The 16,538-nt window shown below is 58.8% G+C and carries 16 protein-coding genes, 1 tRNA gene and 2 pseudogenes; 2 read left to right on the forward strand and 17 right to left on the reverse strand.

Annotated features, from left to right (window positions below; genetic code table 11):
• Positions 1 to 83 precede the first annotated feature (83 nt).
• The gene (locus ACMX25_RS01505; RefSeq protein ID WP_414947786.1) at positions 84 to 995 is read right to left on the reverse strand and encodes a c-type cytochrome; all 912 of its coding nucleotides are present in this window, start codon (positions 993 to 995) and stop codon (positions 84 to 86) included.
• A 333-nt stretch (positions 996 to 1,328) separates the two neighbouring features.
• On the opposite strand from ACMX25_RS01505, the gene ACMX25_RS01510 reads away from it, so the two are divergent.
• A tRNA-Arg gene (locus tag ACMX25_RS01510) sits at positions 1,329 to 1,404 on the forward strand.
• Between the two features lie 65 nt (positions 1,405 to 1,469).
• On the opposite strand, the gene ACMX25_RS01515 is transcribed toward ACMX25_RS01510, so the two are convergent.
• The 6 genes and pseudogenes from ACMX25_RS01515 to ACMX25_RS01540 all read right to left on the reverse strand — a co-directional run bounded on the left by ACMX25_RS01515 (position 1,470) and on the right by ACMX25_RS01540 (position 6,855).
• Positions 1,470 to 2,549 carry a tyrosine-type recombinase/integrase gene (locus tag ACMX25_RS01515; protein WP_414947787.1) on the reverse strand — a complete coding sequence of 360 codons (1,080 nt, stop codon included), beginning with the start codon at positions 2,547 to 2,549 and terminating at the stop codon, positions 1,470 to 1,472.
• Positions 2,550 to 2,614: 65 nt separating this feature from the next.
• Positions 2,615 to 2,764, reverse strand: a pseudogene (locus tag ACMX25_RS01520) (helix-turn-helix domain-containing protein); the annotation flags it as partial.
• A 10-nt stretch (positions 2,765 to 2,774) separates the two neighbouring features.
• A complete protein-coding gene (locus tag ACMX25_RS01525) occupies positions 2,775 to 3,248 on the reverse strand; it encodes a hypothetical protein (protein WP_414947788.1) in 474 nt (157 codons plus the stop codon).
• Positions 3,249 to 3,334: 86 nt separating this feature from the next.
• Positions 3,335 to 6,102, reverse strand: a pseudogene (locus ACMX25_RS01530) (toprim domain-containing protein).
• A gap of 85 nt (positions 6,103 to 6,187) precedes the next feature.
• Positions 6,188 to 6,580, reverse strand: a complete 393-nt coding sequence (locus ACMX25_RS01535) for a hypothetical protein (RefSeq protein ID WP_062084943.1) — start codon at positions 6,578 to 6,580, stop codon at positions 6,188 to 6,190.
• A gap of 26 nt (positions 6,581 to 6,606) precedes the next feature.
• Positions 6,607 to 6,855: an Ogr/Delta-like zinc finger protein gene (locus tag ACMX25_RS01540; RefSeq protein WP_414947789.1), complete on the reverse strand. Its 249-nt coding sequence runs from the start codon at positions 6,853 to 6,855 to the stop codon at positions 6,607 to 6,609.
• Positions 6,856 to 7,214: 359 nt separating this feature from the next.
• Here ACMX25_RS01540 and ACMX25_RS01545 point away from each other — a divergent pair, with 359 nt between their 5' ends.
• Positions 7,215 to 7,883 (forward strand): LexA family transcriptional regulator, encoded by a 669-nt coding sequence (locus ACMX25_RS01545; protein ID WP_414947790.1) that lies wholly within the window; start codon positions 7,215 to 7,217, stop codon positions 7,881 to 7,883.
• Between the two features lie 333 nt (positions 7,884 to 8,216).
• Here the strand turns inward: ACMX25_RS01545 and ACMX25_RS01550 are convergent, their stop codons facing one another.
• The 10 genes from ACMX25_RS01550 to ACMX25_RS01595 form a co-directional block, all read right to left on the reverse strand.
• Complete coding sequence (locus ACMX25_RS01550; RefSeq protein ID WP_062084940.1) at positions 8,217 to 8,546, reverse strand: helix-turn-helix domain-containing protein; 330 nt, start codon at positions 8,544 to 8,546, stop codon at positions 8,217 to 8,219.
• On the reverse strand, positions 8,530 to 8,784 hold the full coding sequence (locus ACMX25_RS01555) for a type II toxin-antitoxin system RelE family toxin (protein ID WP_414947791.1): 255 nt from the start codon (positions 8,782 to 8,784) through the stop codon (positions 8,530 to 8,532). Before ACMX25_RS01555 ends, ACMX25_RS01550 begins: the two co-directional genes overlap by 17 nt.
• 376 nt (positions 8,785 to 9,160) lie before the next feature.
• Positions 9,161 to 9,979 (reverse strand): glycosyltransferase family 25 protein, encoded by an 819-nt coding sequence (locus ACMX25_RS01560; protein ID WP_414947792.1) that lies wholly within the window; start codon positions 9,977 to 9,979, stop codon positions 9,161 to 9,163.
• 147 nt (positions 9,980 to 10,126) lie between these two features.
• Positions 10,127 to 11,164 carry a phage late control D family protein gene (locus ACMX25_RS01565; protein WP_414947793.1) on the reverse strand — a complete coding sequence of 346 codons (1,038 nt, stop codon included), beginning with the start codon at positions 11,162 to 11,164 and terminating at the stop codon, positions 10,127 to 10,129.
• A complete protein-coding gene (locus ACMX25_RS01570) occupies positions 11,161 to 11,580 on the reverse strand; it encodes a phage tail protein (protein ID WP_414947794.1) in 420 nt (139 codons plus the stop codon). Before ACMX25_RS01570 ends, ACMX25_RS01565 begins: the two co-directional genes overlap by 4 nt.
• 14 nt (positions 11,581 to 11,594) lie before the next feature.
• A complete protein-coding gene (locus ACMX25_RS01575) occupies positions 11,595 to 14,252 on the reverse strand; it encodes a phage tail tape measure protein (protein ID WP_414947795.1) in 2,658 nt (885 codons plus the stop codon).
• Positions 14,253 to 14,254: 2 nt separating this feature from the next.
• Positions 14,255 to 14,368: a GpE family phage tail protein gene (locus tag ACMX25_RS01580; protein WP_075643893.1), complete on the reverse strand. Its 114-nt coding sequence runs from the start codon at positions 14,366 to 14,368 to the stop codon at positions 14,255 to 14,257.
• Positions 14,369 to 14,400: 32 nt separating this feature from the next.
• Positions 14,401 to 14,709: a phage tail assembly protein gene (locus tag ACMX25_RS01585; protein WP_414947796.1), complete on the reverse strand. Its 309-nt coding sequence runs from the start codon at positions 14,707 to 14,709 to the stop codon at positions 14,401 to 14,403.
• Between the two features lie 87 nt (positions 14,710 to 14,796).
• Positions 14,797 to 15,306, reverse strand: a complete 510-nt coding sequence (locus ACMX25_RS01590) for a phage major tail tube protein (protein WP_414947797.1) — start codon at positions 15,304 to 15,306, stop codon at positions 14,797 to 14,799.
• Between the two features lie 26 nt (positions 15,307 to 15,332).
• Positions 15,333 to 16,508 carry a phage tail sheath protein gene (locus ACMX25_RS01595; protein WP_414947798.1) on the reverse strand — a complete coding sequence of 392 codons (1,176 nt, stop codon included), beginning with the start codon at positions 16,506 to 16,508 and terminating at the stop codon, positions 15,333 to 15,335.
• Between the last annotated feature and the right edge of the window lie 30 nt (positions 16,509 to 16,538).

The raw sequence follows: 16,538 nt of genomic DNA on the forward strand, positions 1-16,538 counted from the left end.
AGCCGATCACGTACGCATTAAAAACCCCTGCGTTTTGTTTAGCGCAGGGTTTTTTAATTGGCCGCAGGTAAAGCTGAAAACGGCTATTTGACAGCAGCGACCATGTAATCGACGGCAGCTTTCACGTCGGCATCGGATGCATTCGATCCACCTTTCGGCGGCATCGCGCCCTTGCCGTGCAGTGCGTAGTTATAGACGGTGTCCATCGGTTCCTTCAGGCGTGGGGCCCATGCGTCCTTGTCGCCGTATTTTGGCGCGTTGAGCACGCCGGCCGCGTGACAGGCCTGGCAGACCTGCGTGTAGAGCGTCTTGCCAGCTTGCGATGCGTCCGCGCTTTGCGTGCCTGCCGCTGCGCCGGAACTGGCTTGCGGGACGTTCGCCAGCGCAGCGACTGCGGCGGCGGCCTGGGCGTTGTCGGTTGAAGCCGCGCCTGCTGCTGCTCCGCTCGCCGGTGCTGCCGCCGGTGCCGATGCGCCCGCTGCCGCGCCTGGCGCCGGTTGGGCGGGTTCGGCGAATTTTGCGCCGGCGTCGTTAGCCATATAGACGACTGCTCGGGAGATTTCGAAGTCGCTATAGTCGTCGGGGCTGGTGCCGCCGCGTGCGGGCATGCCGCCTTTGCCGTTGAGCGCGTTGTGGAGCAGGGTGTCGTAGCCTTCCGCAATGCGGGGAGCCCAGTCGCCGGCGTTGCCGAACTTGGGTGCGCCCGCTACGCCGGCCGTGTGGCAGGTCGTGCAGACGGCCTTGAAGACTTCTTCGCCTGTTTTGTACACGCGGGGGGCGTTGGCGTCGCGTATGTCGACTTGGGCGACGGGGGCAACGCGCGCGGCGACTTCCGCTTCCGAGAGGGAGTCGGTGCCGGCGCCGGTGCGTGTCGTGTTGTTGACGTAGACGGCCAGCAGTACGATCACGACGATCGGAATGGCGAACCCGGCGACTATTGCCGCAATGAGTTGGCCGGGCGTTTTGATCGGGACTCCGTGGGGTGCTTCACTCATGCTCGTCTCGTCTCCCTTTTATTTGTGAGTCGGTTCAGCGTCGGTTCAGCAACGGCGTGACAGCAACAACGACTTTCTGGGGCGTTCGTGATGATTTCCACCAGCACGGTCGATTATAGACGGAACGTTTACGTGGCGGCGTGCCCGCAAAGGCCTGTCGCAGCGCGTGTTAACCCGGATTTTTGTGTTTTAAAGGAGCGTGGTCGAGGATCTGGATATCGGTTGGCCTGGTCCTTGCGGTGGACGGATCGGCGGAAAACAGGTATTGTTTCGGACTCGCAGCGGTCCTGCCTCCATTGTTTTGTATATGGAACGCGGTGCCCTCGGTCATACGCGCCCGTAGCTCAATGGATAGAGTACTGCCCTCCGAAGGCAGGGGTTGCTGGTTCGATCCCAGCCGGGCGCACCAATACTGGTAAGGGTTCCAGCGATTTCACCCGCTCCCGCCACCTCCGAACTACACCTAAATTACACCTAAACCGCCGCTAACTTCACCTGCGCGGGCGCCTCGGTCATCGACTGCACCCATTGCCCCAGGTGATCCGCCGACAGGTGCGCGTACCGCTGCACCATCTCCAAGGTTTCCCATCCACCGAGTTCCTTGATTACCTGCATCGGCGTGCCGCGTTGCACATGCCAGCTCGCCCAGGTGTGGCGTAAATCGTGCCACCTGAAATCACGGATGCCGGCTTTGGCACAGGCGTCGCGCCAAGCCTGGGTCACGGTTTGATACACCGGCCGACCGCGATAGACGAACACGCTCGCCGTGAATTCTGGCTTGCGCTTTTTCGCCACTTGCCGGCGCAATACCGTGACCGCCGAATCCGACAACGGCACCGCGATCGCTCGGCGAGCCTTCGCCTGGTCGGGATGAATCCAGGCCAGGCGTCGAACGAGATCCACCTGCGACCACTGCAAGCCCGTCACGTTCGAGCGGCGCAGCCCGGTTTCCAGGCTGAACTGAGCCATGTCGGCCAAATGCACTGGCAACACCGCCAACAACGCGGTCGCTTCCTCGGGCGTGAGCCATCGCACCCGTTTCGCCGCGACCTTGGCGCGTTTGACCACCGGCGCCCGGTCAATCCACTCCCATTCGACCGCAGCATTCAACACCGCGTTGAGCACGCCAATGACGCGGTTAACCGTCCCGGCGCTGACAGTCTTGCCGCGCGGCTTTTCGCCTTTGAGCGTGCGCAACACTTGCTGCTCGGATCGTTTGGCATGCGCGATTGTGTGAATCATGGCTCGATCAATCGCGCGCAGCTCGACGCCTGACAAATGACGATCGAGCCAGCGCAGATGCGTTTTCGTCGTCTCCAGACTCGAAATCCCGTCACGGTCGGCGACGTACCGTATGACCGCCTCATTCCAGGTGTAGCGCGGCTTGTGGCCGAGCTTGGCCTGGTCCCACAAGTCCGCTTTCAGGCGGTCGTGGAATTCCTGCGCTTTGGCTTTGTCGTCGGTGCCAGTGCTGCCAAATAGAACCGGTCCGCCTCCCGGCGGGTAGAGCTTGTAATACCAGTTACGACTGGAACTGCGTTTAAAGAGCGACATGGTTGAGTTTCCTTAGCCTGATCGCCCTGCACAACTCGCGGAATCCATTCTCCCGCCAGATAACGTTGAAGGGCAACCAGCGAGAAGATCCAGCGTTTTCCAACCTTGCGGCCTGGCAACTCGCCGGCCTTGGCCTTGAGGCGCACGGTTTCGGGATGAGCGTGTAGCAGCGAGGCCGCGTCCAGCAGCGTGAGGGTCTTCGAGTCAGCATCCATCCGGCTCACCTCACGCACCACGCAGCCGGACCACACGCAGTGCAACTCGTGGACACGTGGCGGGCAGGTGAATCACCGGTAAGTCGTTGATTTCAAATAAAACTGACGCCATCAAATGCCACGAGTCAGGCATGGACAACACGTGGAACTCGTGGCCCAAAAAATAGGCAGCCCTTCTAACTGATGGCAAATCGAGATCAACTCGTGGCGCGCCGGTGTCTCGGAATTCCTTTGCTTCATAGTCTTCTTTCTTCTTTTCTTTCAATAATTTAGAGAGAGAAAAAGAGGACGGCTTGCGGCGACGGTGCAAAAACTGACTCGTGGCAAAAACACGGTAACTCGTGGCAAACGCCGTATAAGTCGTGGCGGCACTCTTTACAAGAATCAATGACTTAGGCGCGGTGGGTATTGAAAACCACGTGTCACGTGCGCTGTCCGTGCCTAGCCGCCGGTCGATTCCGCCCGCCAGCCCTCTTTCGTTCATCGTTCGTGCTTTCGGACGGCCTGAATGACCAAGCGAAGCTATGCGGCCGCTCGGACGCCGACTCGGGTTCGTGAGGTGGGCGGCGTTCAGCACAGATCCTCCCGCACCGACACATGCAGGCCGAAGGCTTCGAGGCGGCGCAGCGAGATCGGGGTCAGGTAAGGCACGCGGCGCATGAAAATACGTCGCTCGACTTCCTTTGTGCCTACCACGACGCCGGCCTGTTGGAGCTGCTTCTTGAACACGCGATCGGACTTGACCGGCAGCCCGTTCCACTTGTCGCGCAAGCTTCCGGTGTGAGCGATGTGATCCATCACGTGCCCGGTGCGTAGCAAAATGCAGAACTCGCCGTCGACCATATCGAAGGTGTACGGGTGTTTGTAGTTGCCGCCATCGATCTCGGAGAGCACGGTTTCGAGAATCCACACCCACGGCTCGCGGTCGGCGCTTGTTTCCGCAATGTGGCCGTTCATCTCGGCGAGCAAGTCGTGAAAGAACGCGCTTTCGCCGTCATCCATGCCGGCGAACTCACACAGGTAGTGCCAGGCCAGCGCCACGGCCGAGTAATTGCCGGCCATGCGCAACGCGCCGTCGTCGGCGCCGCTGGCGCGGCTGTTGGTGAGACACCGCTCGCGCAGCGCGCGGTGTGATCGAGCACTTCGCGCTTGTTCAAACCAGCGAGGAATTCCAGCCATTCGCGTACCGGAAAGCGGGGCAGGTCGTCGGGCAGCAGTGGGCCGCGTTTGCCGGTCAAGGTGGTACGGACCAGCTTGCCGAGCAAACTGCGCACGGGAACGTCTTCGCCCGCCAGCATGACCGGTGCGCACAATAGGTATTCGGTCATATCGGCGCCGCGCCGCGTCACCGTGTACTGATAGTTTTCCTGAAGCAGGCCGACCGCCTTGTCGATCACCTCTTGCCGGCGCGCGGATAGCTCTTCCCAGCCTACCGGGTGGCTCGTATGGCTGATGCTCGTCAAAAGCCGGAATTCGGTCTGCAAGCTCTGCCCGGAAAACATGGTGAAGGCGATCGAGCGTTCGAGCCGTTTAATGAGCGTCGATTTGCCGGCGCCCTTGTCGGCCTGCACGGTGATATGCGGCCAAAACCCCAGCATCGCTTTCAGGTGGCCGCCGAGCGCCCACACCAGTGGGATGGCCGCCGCGTTTTCCTTGAAGGTCTGTTGGTATGCCGTGATGACGCGGCGAGCATCGGTCCGCGCGCCGCTCGGAAAGGTCAGGTTGTGATACGGGCACTGCTTTTCGGCGTCGGTGAAATAACAATCAGGGCCTTCATTGACCGTGAGCGCACCGTCGCGCCAGGCGAGGCCGACGAAGTTCGCCGCGTTGCGCGCGCCGAGGTCGGCCGTGCGTTCCAGAATCGAGACCATGCGCGAAAATTCGGCGGGCTTCCAGATCGGGCCGAATTTCAGCCAATGCGTGTTGTTGTGGAGCTGGTCATCGAGCATCACCTTGCGGGTGAGCTTTGCGCCATGCCGCGGTGTCTGCATGGTTGCCGCGAAATAGACGTTCGGCGCCTGGTCGACATCGCCGGTCATCGTCGACGACGCGCTTGCGACCGCGACGCGTGAGAGCGAGGCCACCCGAAAGCCGCACAGGTCGCCGTAGGTCGGTGTTTCAACGTCCGAATCCTCTTTGCGTTCCATTCGGGTGATATAGCGCGTGAAATCGAGGTGGGTGCGAAAGCGCCAGTAGAGCGCGTAGTCGTGTTCGGGCAGATAGACGCGGCGCTTTCCTTTATGCGTGGTGTTGCCGGCCATGCCGGGGATCAACCATTGCTCGAACGTGTTCAGCGCTTTGGCGAGTGATGCGGCGTCGCGCATCAACAGAAAATCATTGACGTCATTGATTGGCGTGGTCTTGTTCGCGCCGTCTGCCAGGTCTTGAACCCAGTCGGATTGATCGACCATACTCGCCGATATATTTAAGGCGGTCAGGCGCTCGTAAATGGTCCAGGCGGCTTCCGGGCCTGGGCGGTGCCCTGCACGGTGATGCCCGTCGGGAAAGGGGGCGTCGTTGTCCATGCAGATCACAACTTGCTTGCCGATCAGAAACGAAAAGTCGATGTTCTCGGCGTTGCCGATGCCACGGATCGAGACGGCGGCCGTACCGTGCATGTCGCACGTATCGATCGAGAGGGCATTGATCGAGCTTTCGACCAAGATGACGCGGTGCGCGCGGGCAAGCTTGCGGGGGTCGGCCGTCCAGCCGTAGCCGTCTTTCTCGCCTTGCGTTTGCGTTTTCACGTCCCCATTGAGAGCAGGGTCGATGAACCGCATGTCAACGGCGACTACGTCGGCGCGGTTCATGGGCCTGACAATAAAAGCTGCCGAGGGTCCGCAAAAGCCGACTTCGCCGGGCTTCTTCGTGGAGCTGGTGTAGTCGTTATAGCCTAGGGTTTTGGCCTTGATCGCCGCGTCGATCGCAGCGTCGCTAATGCCTCGGCCGGTGAGGTAGGCGCGCACCTTCTCGGCCTGGCCGAGCGAACGCTCGGCGATGTAGTCGCAACGAGATTTTTCTCGAGCCGGCGCCGAGTTGATCGGGGTGTCGTAGGGGATGCCGAACGCGTCGTGCAGGTATTTCATCGCGTCCGACACGGTGCAGCCTTGAACGTACATCACCAGGTCAATGCAGGAGCCACCAGCGTCGCCGCTGTGATCTTTCCAACCCGTGCCGTACTTGGGGTGTCCCTGATAGATCGAGAGCGAAGGGTGCTTGTCGGGATGGTGCGGCGAGTGATAGAGGGCTTTATCGCCACCCTTGCCTTGCTTCAGGCCGAGACGGTCGGCGAGTTGATGCAAGTCGATGCGGCGTTTGAGTTCGTCGATAGAGGCCATTGCTTTTCAGTTTCGCGGGCGTGAGTTGTCCCGGCCGCAGCTCGTGAAAGTGCGGCAGGGAATGCGCTTTTAAATTGGGTGGGTCTTACGCAGTGAGCGGCAGCTCGGTGATTCCATTGGCAAGCATGTGTCGACTACTTGGCACAGGCAGGCTCGAAAGCGCTGGCGTTTTCACCAGGTCAATCAGCTCGGCAACGGTAAAGACACGGAGGCGGCCGGTTGCCGGGTCGCGTATAAAAATCGAGTGGCTTGTCGTCAGTGACATGTCAACGTAGGCCTTGCATCGACGCGACTCGCGTTCGCCATAAGCTTGCAGCGTGGCGACTTCCGCCTCACGCTGAGAAACGCATTGCGTTTCGGTCAGGTGAGATACGCAACGGTCGATCAGCAGAATGCGATCGTGATTGAAGTGTTCGCCCTCGTGCTGCACGAGGTAGGAAAGGGCAGCGTAATGCAAGGTCGTATCGAGTTTAATCATTTCTTTTCTCCCGGTGACTGTGGCTCTCAGTCAATTAATTGCAATTGGCTCATTACCCGCTCTCGCACATGCGGCGACATAGGTAGGCCGACCAACGGATTCGGCTTGGCGCTTGGTGAGAGGGTTCGTACTGCCTCAAGCTGCGCGACAAACGTGTGGCCGCATTCGTGATCGAAACAAACGAAAGTGATTTCGCGCATCGTTGGCGAAAGTTCGCGCGACGTTCGAGCAATCACGCGGCTTCGGCAATGTGGACAGCTCAGTGTGATTCGCATGGCTTTTGTCTACCCGTTCAGATAAGGAGTCCGCCCCCGGCCTTGATCCTTCACGGTCACACGGTTAGCGACGGCCGCGTGCTTTGTTTCGTGCCGCGTATTGTTCGAGGCCAGCGAGGTAGATAATTCGGGCCATTGATGCGGCGCTGCGTTGATCGCGCTCGGCAAGTTGTTGGAGGGTGTCGATTTCGTCGGCACTCATAGGGATCGGCACGCGTTTAGCGGTCGATCGAGTTGCGTTAGGAAGTGGCATAGTCAATTTCAGTTTGTAACAGCTTGGTTTTGAATGTTACTAAGTGTAATTATATGCCTTACTATTAGCTAACGCACATACATTTCTGTAATTTCTAGACCGCGAAATGAACGAAAAAAAGGCACTTATTCAAGCCATCGTCGACAGAATGAAAGATGTAGTGGGGGTAAGTAAGGACGTCGAACTTGCCGAGGCGATAGGCGCGTCACGCAGCACGCCGGCGGTATGGAAAATCCGCGATCGCGTGCCCTATGCCGAGTGCGCGGCGATCGCAGAAAAGCACGGGGTAAGTCTTGATTGGTTGATCCTTGGCCGAGGCTTGCCGGGTATCGAGGAACCGGAAAGCTTTTTGCATCCGCCGGTGGCCGCCACGCCTGATTCGGGCTATGTCGAATTCCCAGCATTCGATATGCCAAGTTTCATAGACGGGGAAACGGCGCAATGGTCGATGCGCTTGCCGAGGGAGTGGGTCGAGCGCGAAGGGTTGAGCACGGCCGATACGATTGCGATGCGCATACCAGGAAACTGCATGGCGCCGACGATCAGCGATGGCGATGTCGTGCTGGTCGATCGCCGGCCGCGTGACATTGACGGCGTGTATATCGTGCGAGTCGGTGAAAGCCTTCGAGTGAGGCGGGTGCAACGCATGTATGGGGGCGCGCTGCACTTGCTGTGCGATAACCCGGACTATGAAACCGATGTAATCGACGTCGACCAGGCCGACGCCGTCGACTTCATTGGGTATTGCTTCGCGCATCTGACGCACGCTTGCTAGAGGGCTAACGAGTTTGGGGGTTTCTTTACCGAGTGGGCGAAAAAAGGGGCGCTAGGCGCCCCACCTAAACAGTAAAGAAAACGATCGGCTTATATACACCTGCGCTATTGGCGCTCGCGTTCGATAAGCGCCCGCAAGCGGGCTTCGTCAGCGGGGGCGATAGCAACGTTTCGGGAAACGCCTTCGAGCACCGTATAACAACTGCCAAGGCACGCATTGAATTGGTCGGAGCCGGGTTCGAAGGATTCGTGCGCGGTCTTGATGCGGTGGCGTAGGGCGCGCTCAGTGTCCGCGATGCTTTCCTCGTAAGTCGGCTCTCGATCGCGGTGCCGATCAGAAATCAAGTTGCGCAGCCGTAATACCAAGCGCGCCGGCGATCTTCTCGCGAGACGAAGCGCGTAAGCGCGCACTACTTTCTTGCTGTGCATAAGCCGACTGAGAGACGCCAAGCCGTTCGGCAACTTCTGCTTGCGTTAGCCCCAGGTGTTCACGCCATGCGCGCGCCGGCGGTATGTCATTGGCGAGCGTGCGGCGCACTACTTCATGCGGGATCAAGTCATTGTCGCGCGCATGCTGCGCGACGTACTCGGAATAGGGGATCACGACAAAGGCCGGCTTTCCGTCCGGGCCGTTGATCGTTTGAATGTTAGTAGGTGCGTTCATCGCGTTTCCTCACTTCCTGTATTTCGACGATTTTGATCGAGCCATCCCAATCAAAAAGTACCCTGTAGTTACCAACTCGCAGACGGTAGCCGTAGAGATGGTTTGTCAGCGCCTTCACGTTTTGGCAGTCCGGCATCTCTGCCAGTTGTTCAACCGCGTCCACGATTGCAACACGAACGGGCCTATCGAGCTTGCGCGCCTGCTTGATTGCTTTCGACGTCCAGTTGATTTTGTTCATGTTGGAAATTATAAGTCGTATATAAGTTTATGGAAAGATAAATATAAGTTTTTGGTGCGTGCTGCACTGAGTCAGTGACCGCGCGAGTCATTCGTTATTAAAATACTGTAGGCAAATTGAAAACTACCTAACGAAAAGACTTATGGACGAACACAAACGAGCCCCCCTTTCTCCAAGCGAAGAGGACGCTTACATCACGGGTTGGGGATTTGCTGGACTGATTACGACAATCGGACTCTGCAGGCTAATCGGCGTAGTTGCGCTAGTTCTTGCTGGCGGCGTCGCTGTAATCGCAGCTTGGAAGCTAACGCGTTCAAAGCGACGCCTTTCTAAGCGGGTGTGGTGGTATTGCTGGTTTGCTTTGCTCTTGAGCGGACTAGGACTGGCGATCTATGAGGCTCAAACCATGAGCGTCCCTTTGCCGGTGCTCGGTAAAGATGGCATTCTGCGATAAGTGGATTGGACGTTGTGGGCGGCGCTTCGCGTTGTATAAGGCCGCCATCGTTTTATCAATGCGACGATAAATCTTCTCTCGAACGCGCGTCGAAAGCGACGTGATGCCAGGCCGGAAACCGACTGTTGAGACCATATCGACTGTCTCAACATATTCCGGCTCGGTAACAAACAGCCGTAGCTTGTGCTCCCAATGTCGGTCTACCGCAGTATCGATTGCATGCACGATTTTATGCGTGTGTGCCAGCAAAGCAGCGGCGCCCGCGCGCGTCAACATGTAGCACTGCAGTCCAACTGGTTGCCGATCCATCCACATGAGCTGAGTTCCGCTAGGCAGCTTGGCATAGGGGATTCGCTCGTTTCTGTTCAGTCCCATCAGGCGCACAACATCCCAATGATCCCGGTTTGAAGCCAACTCCCAAACCGTGGCGACGAACCCGGAGCGAAGCGCGATATCGTCCTCCATGATGCACCAAGCATCGTCGCCCGAATCGACAAGCTGTTTCCACACTTCGCGATGGCTGAGATAGCAGCCAATTTCGCCTTCTGACATAGGGCGGCCATATCGCCGCATGCGCGCCGAAAAATCGCTTTCGTTAATGGCGTCAGCGGGGGAGCGCGGTTCAATGCCAGAAAAGAATTGAACATCAATCCCGTGTGCCTGGAATTGCCGTGCCATAAGTGCGCGGCGTTCTCTAGCGCGTTCAAGAGAGATACATACAAAATGAGTTCCAATCGTCATAGCGCTGCCGTTGACCAACGGCCGTTGTTATTTAGTGCGCAATGGTAAGGTATTAGAAAGTATGTGAAGTATTTTGTAACATTTTTGCAACGAATTCGACAGATTTGCGTACATACAAAAAGCCAAGCTGCATAGGCTTGGCGGCGTTTATTTGCTTACCTTTCGAAAGTGCGAGCGGTGGCGATCGCTTGTCGGGTCGTCGCGCATTTTGAGTTCTAGGCCGGTCGTGAATCCGCCGTCGCCCACTGAATGTTTAACGCGCTTGACGAGCCATGACTCGTCATCGATTTGAGGTTTGAAGCCCGACAGATAGACCGGCAGCTCGGGGTAAAGGTCAGGGCGGCCGAGCGCGAGCGTGTAATCGAGCGTCGCTTGACTGCGTTTCGTGCGGTTCAGCTCGGCCGTTGCCGCCGCACGTGCCTCGGCTTCGGTGGCATACGTTTCGGGCAAAACCTTGATGCTGTGATTATTTTCCCCGCCGACAACGACAGACTTGCGTTTCGCTCGGCCGGTTGCATGGTAGTGCGCTCGAACGCCCGCATAGTTCTCGCGCTCGGCAACGTGGTAACGATGCGAGTCGCCGCTCGCACGCGTCAGCTCGATCGATTCAAGTGTCTTGCCGCTCGCGGTCGTGCCGTGTCCGATCGGCATGAAAAGCAAGTTCGCGTCTTTCACGTTCATCACCGCGTCGTAACGCTTCGCCAGGCGCGTGAGAAACGACATATCCGACTCGTGCGTTTGATCGATATGCGCGATCAATACTTTTGAAAGTGCGTCGGCGATCGCGGGTTTGAGGCTGTGTTTTCCGGCGATCTTTCGAACGATCGCGCCGAGCGTTTCGCCGTGCCAACTCCTTTCGATGCGCTCGCCCATTTCCTTAGTCATCGAGGCCGATCGCGCGCGGATAGTAAGCACGTCAGGGGCGCCCGCGTGCTCCACTTCGTCGACAGTGAAACTACCCTTATCGATCACGCCTGTATCGGACCAGCCTAGCGATACGCGCAGCAAGGCGCCGCGCGGGGGAATTTCGAGCTTGCCGTCGCTATCGTCGAGCGTCAGGTCGAGCGTGTCGGCTTCGTCCGAGCGCGACTCAGACAAGCCCATGCTCACGAGACGCGGGGCGATCTTTGTCGTGAGGTCGCGGCCGTCGAGCGTGATGTGAAATTCGGGCGTCGGTTGTTTCATGCCGTTGTCTCGTTCGTTTTGGTTTTGGTTTGCACGAGTCCATCGTCGACACGCACGAGCGTGATCGTGAATTCGACTCGCCTCGGTGTGCCGTCCTTTTGGTGCAGCGTTTGCCCTTCGTCGAGGCCTTCGATAATGAAGGCGCCATAAACCGAGCCGGTGCCGTCGACCAGGGCGTAAGCATCGCCGGCGTCGCCCATCGTGCGCAGCTCGGCGATAGACGCGAGCTTGCCGACTTGATCGGGGGCGATCCAGCCGGTGAGCGTGATCGTGTCATCGCCTGGGCCGTTGAACTGGCGCGCGTTGCGAGCGCCGACGCGAGACGTGCTCGCATGCTTCCAGCTCGTGCGCCGTTGCAGCTCCTGGTAAGCGAGCGTCGACAGGCCGAATACGAATTGTCCGAGTGATGCCAGCATCTATTTTTCTCCGCTTAGTCAGACAGACGCGAGGTAACGCGCGATTGCTTGGTGCGCTCGATCTTTTGCAGCTCGGCGCGCACCTGGTCGCCGATCGATTTCGCATCGTTGCCGGTGATGTTGAAAATGTAGGTGTCGCCGCCGGCGGCCGATGCCCCGCCGGCCAAAATTCCGGGCGCCTGGCGGGCCGCGATCGGTCCTCGGGTGTCAATAGACACGCTCGGCACGCCGAGCGGCGTGTCGGCCGCCTGGGCGCCTGGCGTGGCGAATGAAGTCGCGGCGAGCGTCGCCAGGCCGACCGCGGCCTTTGTGATGCGGCCTTGCTCGCTTTGCATGCCGATAGCGGCGCCCTGGGTGATGAACCTGCCCAGCTCGCCGAAAACGCGCGAAGGGCTATGGATGCCGAGCTTTTCTTTGAACCATTCGACCGTGCTCCCGGCGACGTTTGTAATTGCATCTTTCACCGCGCCGAGGCCGCTCGTGATGCCGCTAACCAGGCCGGCGACGATGTTCGCGCCAAACTCGGAAAACTTGGCCGGCATATCGATCCCAAACCATTGCAGGACCGCCGCAAAGGCCTGGTAAAACAAGCCGAGCGGGGACCAGTTGACGATTAATGCGCCGATGCCCGATAGGCCGCCGGCGAACGCTTGTTTAACCTGGTCCCACAGGCCGCCGAAAAACGCCTTGATCGGTTCCCAATAGGTATAGATCAGCAGGGCAGCGGCCGCGATCGCGGTGATTGCAAGGCCGATCGGATTCATCAGCATGGCGCGGCCGGCAAACATAGCAGCCGAGCTAAACACTCGCCAGTCAGTCGCGCCCAGGGCGAGCACGCGCGACAGGATGCCGCCCTGCATGCCGAGCGTCGCCATGCTGAATTTCACCAGGGCGAGCGGGCCGAGAATGCCGGCGAGAGCGATCGTAAGCATGCCCCCACCGACCATGAGAGCGGCGAGCGCAGTAAGCGCCACGAGCACGACTTTCGCGGCCGTGCCGTGCTCTTGCATAAAACCGGTGAGTGTCGACAAAAGGCTCGCGGCGACGGCCAGGCCTTGGTTATAGAGCGGCGAAACCTTTTCGCCGATTTCACGCTTAATGTCTGCTAGTTTTTTAAGCGCCTCAATTTCGTGGCCGTGCGTCAATGCTTGGGCCTTGGCATGTCCCTCGTCGATGCCATCGGCGCCGGCGTTGAGCTTTTCGTTTTTGTGAATCTGGTCCTTCTGCATGTACATGGTCGTAAAGAGATTCGACGCGGTGCGATTCGTGAAAATCGTCGCGATCATGTCTTTAACCTTGTCCGGGTCCGTGATGCCCTTGGCGGCCAGCTTGGGCAATAGAACCTTTTCCAGCCATTCGAGCGGCGAAGCCTTCAACAGATCCCCGCCTGCCAGCGCGCCGGGTTTGATTTGCTTAACCATGCCGATCTTGTTGAATTCGACTTTGTTTTTATCTAGCAAGTCGAGGTCCATCATTTGCCGCGCTGCGCGCACGGTCGTCTTGCCCTGATAGACATTGCTGTATGCGGACATAAGCCCGGTGCCGACCGCATGCCCGCCCATTTCCTGAATGAGCGGTTCCATCTGGTTATAAAACGCGTCCTTGCGCATTTGCTTTGCCGCAACGCCGCCCGTTTGAATGAACTGCATCCACTGGTCGCCGCCAACACGGCCGCCGGTGGCCGTGATGACTTTTTGAACCATGTTCGCTTCGTCCTTAAACGTCGCTTCGTTTTTCGTGCCGCCGCGCAGCTCGATCACCTTCAGCATGTTCATAAACTTTTCTTCGTTGGCGTGGCCGTCCTCGGCGCCGTACAAAGCTTCGTTTGCAAACTTCATTTTCGCCAGCGTAGGCATAACCATTTGCGCGTGATGCTCGTCCGCAAAAATGGTCATTGCATCGCGCATCAGCGTGAGGTTATCGGTCGTGGACGTGCCGTAAGACTTCATCGCCTTAACGTATTTCAGCGCGTCGGCCGTCGCGTGATCGCCCAGGCCGAGCGCCTTTATCTTCATCGCTTCGACTTCGAATTTCTTCGACTCGTCGAGCGTTTCGCCGATTTCGCCGAGGATATGCGAGCCGGTTGCCTTCGCGGCATAGCCGGCGACCGCCATGTTTGCGGCCGTGCCTTGCAAGCGGTTCATTTTGGCGCGAGCGGCGCCGACGCGCTTCTCGCGCTCGGCGAGCTGGTCGAGCTTTTGCATTTGACCGGTCATCGTGCCAGTAGTCGCCGCGATGCTCGCGCGCAATTCGCGCTCGTGCTGCGCCAGGTTGCGGGTATTGATGCCGGCCGCGCCAAGCCGCTCACGCATCTCATGCAAGCCGGCGGATTGCTTTTTGTGCTCGGCCGATAGCGATGCCGCCTCACGCTTTGCGCGCTGCATGTCGGCGATCATTTGCTGAGACGGTGGGCCAAAGGCACGCAGCGAACCCGCCAGCTCTTTAACGCGGGTGCGTGCGGCGCCGAGCTGCGTCGTCGTCGAGTCGAGGCTGGTGCGCAGCTCGCGGAATGTGGCGACATCCTTTTGCGCTTTCTTGAGCTGGCCGAGTTCGCCGCGTGTTTCCTTCAACGATTTGGCAAGCCCCTTGTTACCGTTCATCAGCTCTTTGAGGGGCTTGGTTGCGTTGTCGACCATATCGAACAGCACGCGCAATTTCAGGTCATTCGCCATATCTATTCCGTTCCGTTGCGCACGCGGGCGCGTTCTCTCCACTCACTCAATTCGCCGAGCGTCAGCTCGTCCATACCGAACGGCGAACAGTGAAAGACGATCGCTATATCGGCCATCGCCTCTTCGACGCGATCGGGTAAGCCGTGCTCTAGCTCGCCCGCTTCGGCAGCAAAAAACCGGCAAACACCACGCCCAATTGCACCAGGTCGGCCGGGTCCAGCAAGTTCACATCAAAAGCCGTCAGCGTCGGCGTTGCGATGCGCGGCAAGACTTTGCCGAGGGCGTCAACGTCCAGATTGACCAGGGCATTAAGCGACGTGCCGCGCAGCTCGCCAGAGGTGGGCTTGCGCAACGTGATCGAGTTGATGACTTGATCGCCGCGCGTGATCGGCGTATCGAGGTCGACGGTGTTCGGGTTGGCTTCTTCGTTGGCTTGGTCGATCGCTTGTTCGTTCATTTGCTTTCTCTGCTATGGGTTCGGGTGTTGAATGCTCGCCTGGCGTTCACCAGGCGAGTGAGGCGGGTTTAAACGTGAATGCCTGGCTTAGAGGCCGATAGCGTTGCGCACGGATGCGAGCAAGTCCTCGCCGTTCACCTTTTCGACCATGTTGATAAAGTCGATTTCGATAATCGTCGTGCCGTTGATCGTCAGCTTGTAATAGCTGCACTGCGTCGAGACTTTGAACGTCGTATCGTCGGCGGCCTTGCCGTTGCCAAAGTCGATTTCGGTGTGTCGGCCACGCACGACGATTTCGACGGCATCGGGGCGGGCCGAGTCCTCGCCCTGGTATGCGCCCGCGAAACGGAGCTGCACGCCATCGTGTTTCATGATCCCGTACTGTTCGAGGGCCGAGCGCATGATCCCGCCGCACGTCCATTCGAGCACGATCTTTTCGTTACCGAAATCAATGCCGATCGGGCCATTCATGCCGCCGGAACGATAGTCCTCCATCTTTCGCGTGAGCTTGGGCGGGGTCACTTCGGTGACTTCGCCGCGATAGTTCTCGCCGTTTTGGAACAGGTTGAAAGCCTTTAGCTTTTTCGGCAATGCCATGTTTTCTTACTCCTGGTTGAACCGGGTTAGGCCTGAATGCGCGAGGCGAAGTCGGCGAGGTAACGGTCGGTGATGCGCTGGCGCAGCTGCAGGTTTTCGATCGGCGGGACCGGCGTGTAGTCGTAATCGATGTAGAGCTTTCCGCTCTTGAGCGAGTCGACGGTGTTCGGTTCTTCGTCGTACCAGGCCGAGCCGCCGATCAAATAGCCGTTTGCGACCAGCTCGCGAAACTTCTGGTTGATGCTTTCGATCAGGTCACGGACGAGTGAGGGGTGCATGTCCTTGTCGACGTATTCGAGATGTGCATCGGCCATCGTGTCGGCGAGCACTTGCGCGGTGCGCGTGTAGTTCTCAAACGCGAACAACGCATCGGATGAACAGGTACGCGAACCCCAAAAGCGAAAACCCTTGCCAGGATTCACGAGCGTCGTTACGTCTTGCTCGTTCAAATAACCCGCATCTGTTGCCGGGTCTTGCAGGTCGAAAAACACGTCTTGCGAGATACCCGTTACGCCATTGACCGGGACGTTAGAAAGCGTCTTGTGCCAGCCCGTTTCCTCGTCGATCTTGGCACGCAAGCCGAGGGCTGCAGCGGTGGCCGGCAGGGTCGACGTGATCTTCGTCACGGTGTCGAAAGCGGTGAAGTCAGGCCAGATAACCATTACTTCGCGCTGTGCGAACGTCTTGCGATACGCGGTCGCGTCTTCCTTCGTCTTGGCGCCGTTGGCCGACACGTAGGCAAAGCCGCGCAGCTTTTGCGCGATCGAGGCAAGTGCAACAGCGACTTCAGACGTATCGAGACCAGGCACGCCCAGGATGCGCGGTTTAACGCCGAGCTTGGCTTGCGCAGCCAGCAACGCATTCATGCCGGTGTATTTGCCGTCAGCACTGACGCCGCCAATGATTGCGGCCGAGGTTGCAGCTTCGTCCTGGGCGGCAGCAACGCGCACGACGACACAAACCGGCTTCGTCTGCGCGGCGATCGCCTTGAGGATTTTGCTCAACGTGCCGATCTTGCCGGCCTTCGCTTGAGCCGCGATCACGTTCGTGATGAGCACGGGCGTGTCGAGCGGGAACGCGAGCGGGTCGGCATCTTCGGCCGTCGCAACAAAGCCGACAACGGCCGTTGATACGGTGCGAATCGGGCGCGTGCCTTCGTTGATTTCGAGCACTCTTACGCCGTGGTGGTAATCCGTAGGCATTGGGTTTTCCTAGTCCGTTGAGGTGAGGGG

Source organism: Caballeronia eucalypticola, assembly GCF_047608185.1.
In the GTDB taxonomy this organism is placed as follows: Bacteria; Pseudomonadota; Gammaproteobacteria; order Burkholderiales; family Burkholderiaceae; genus Caballeronia.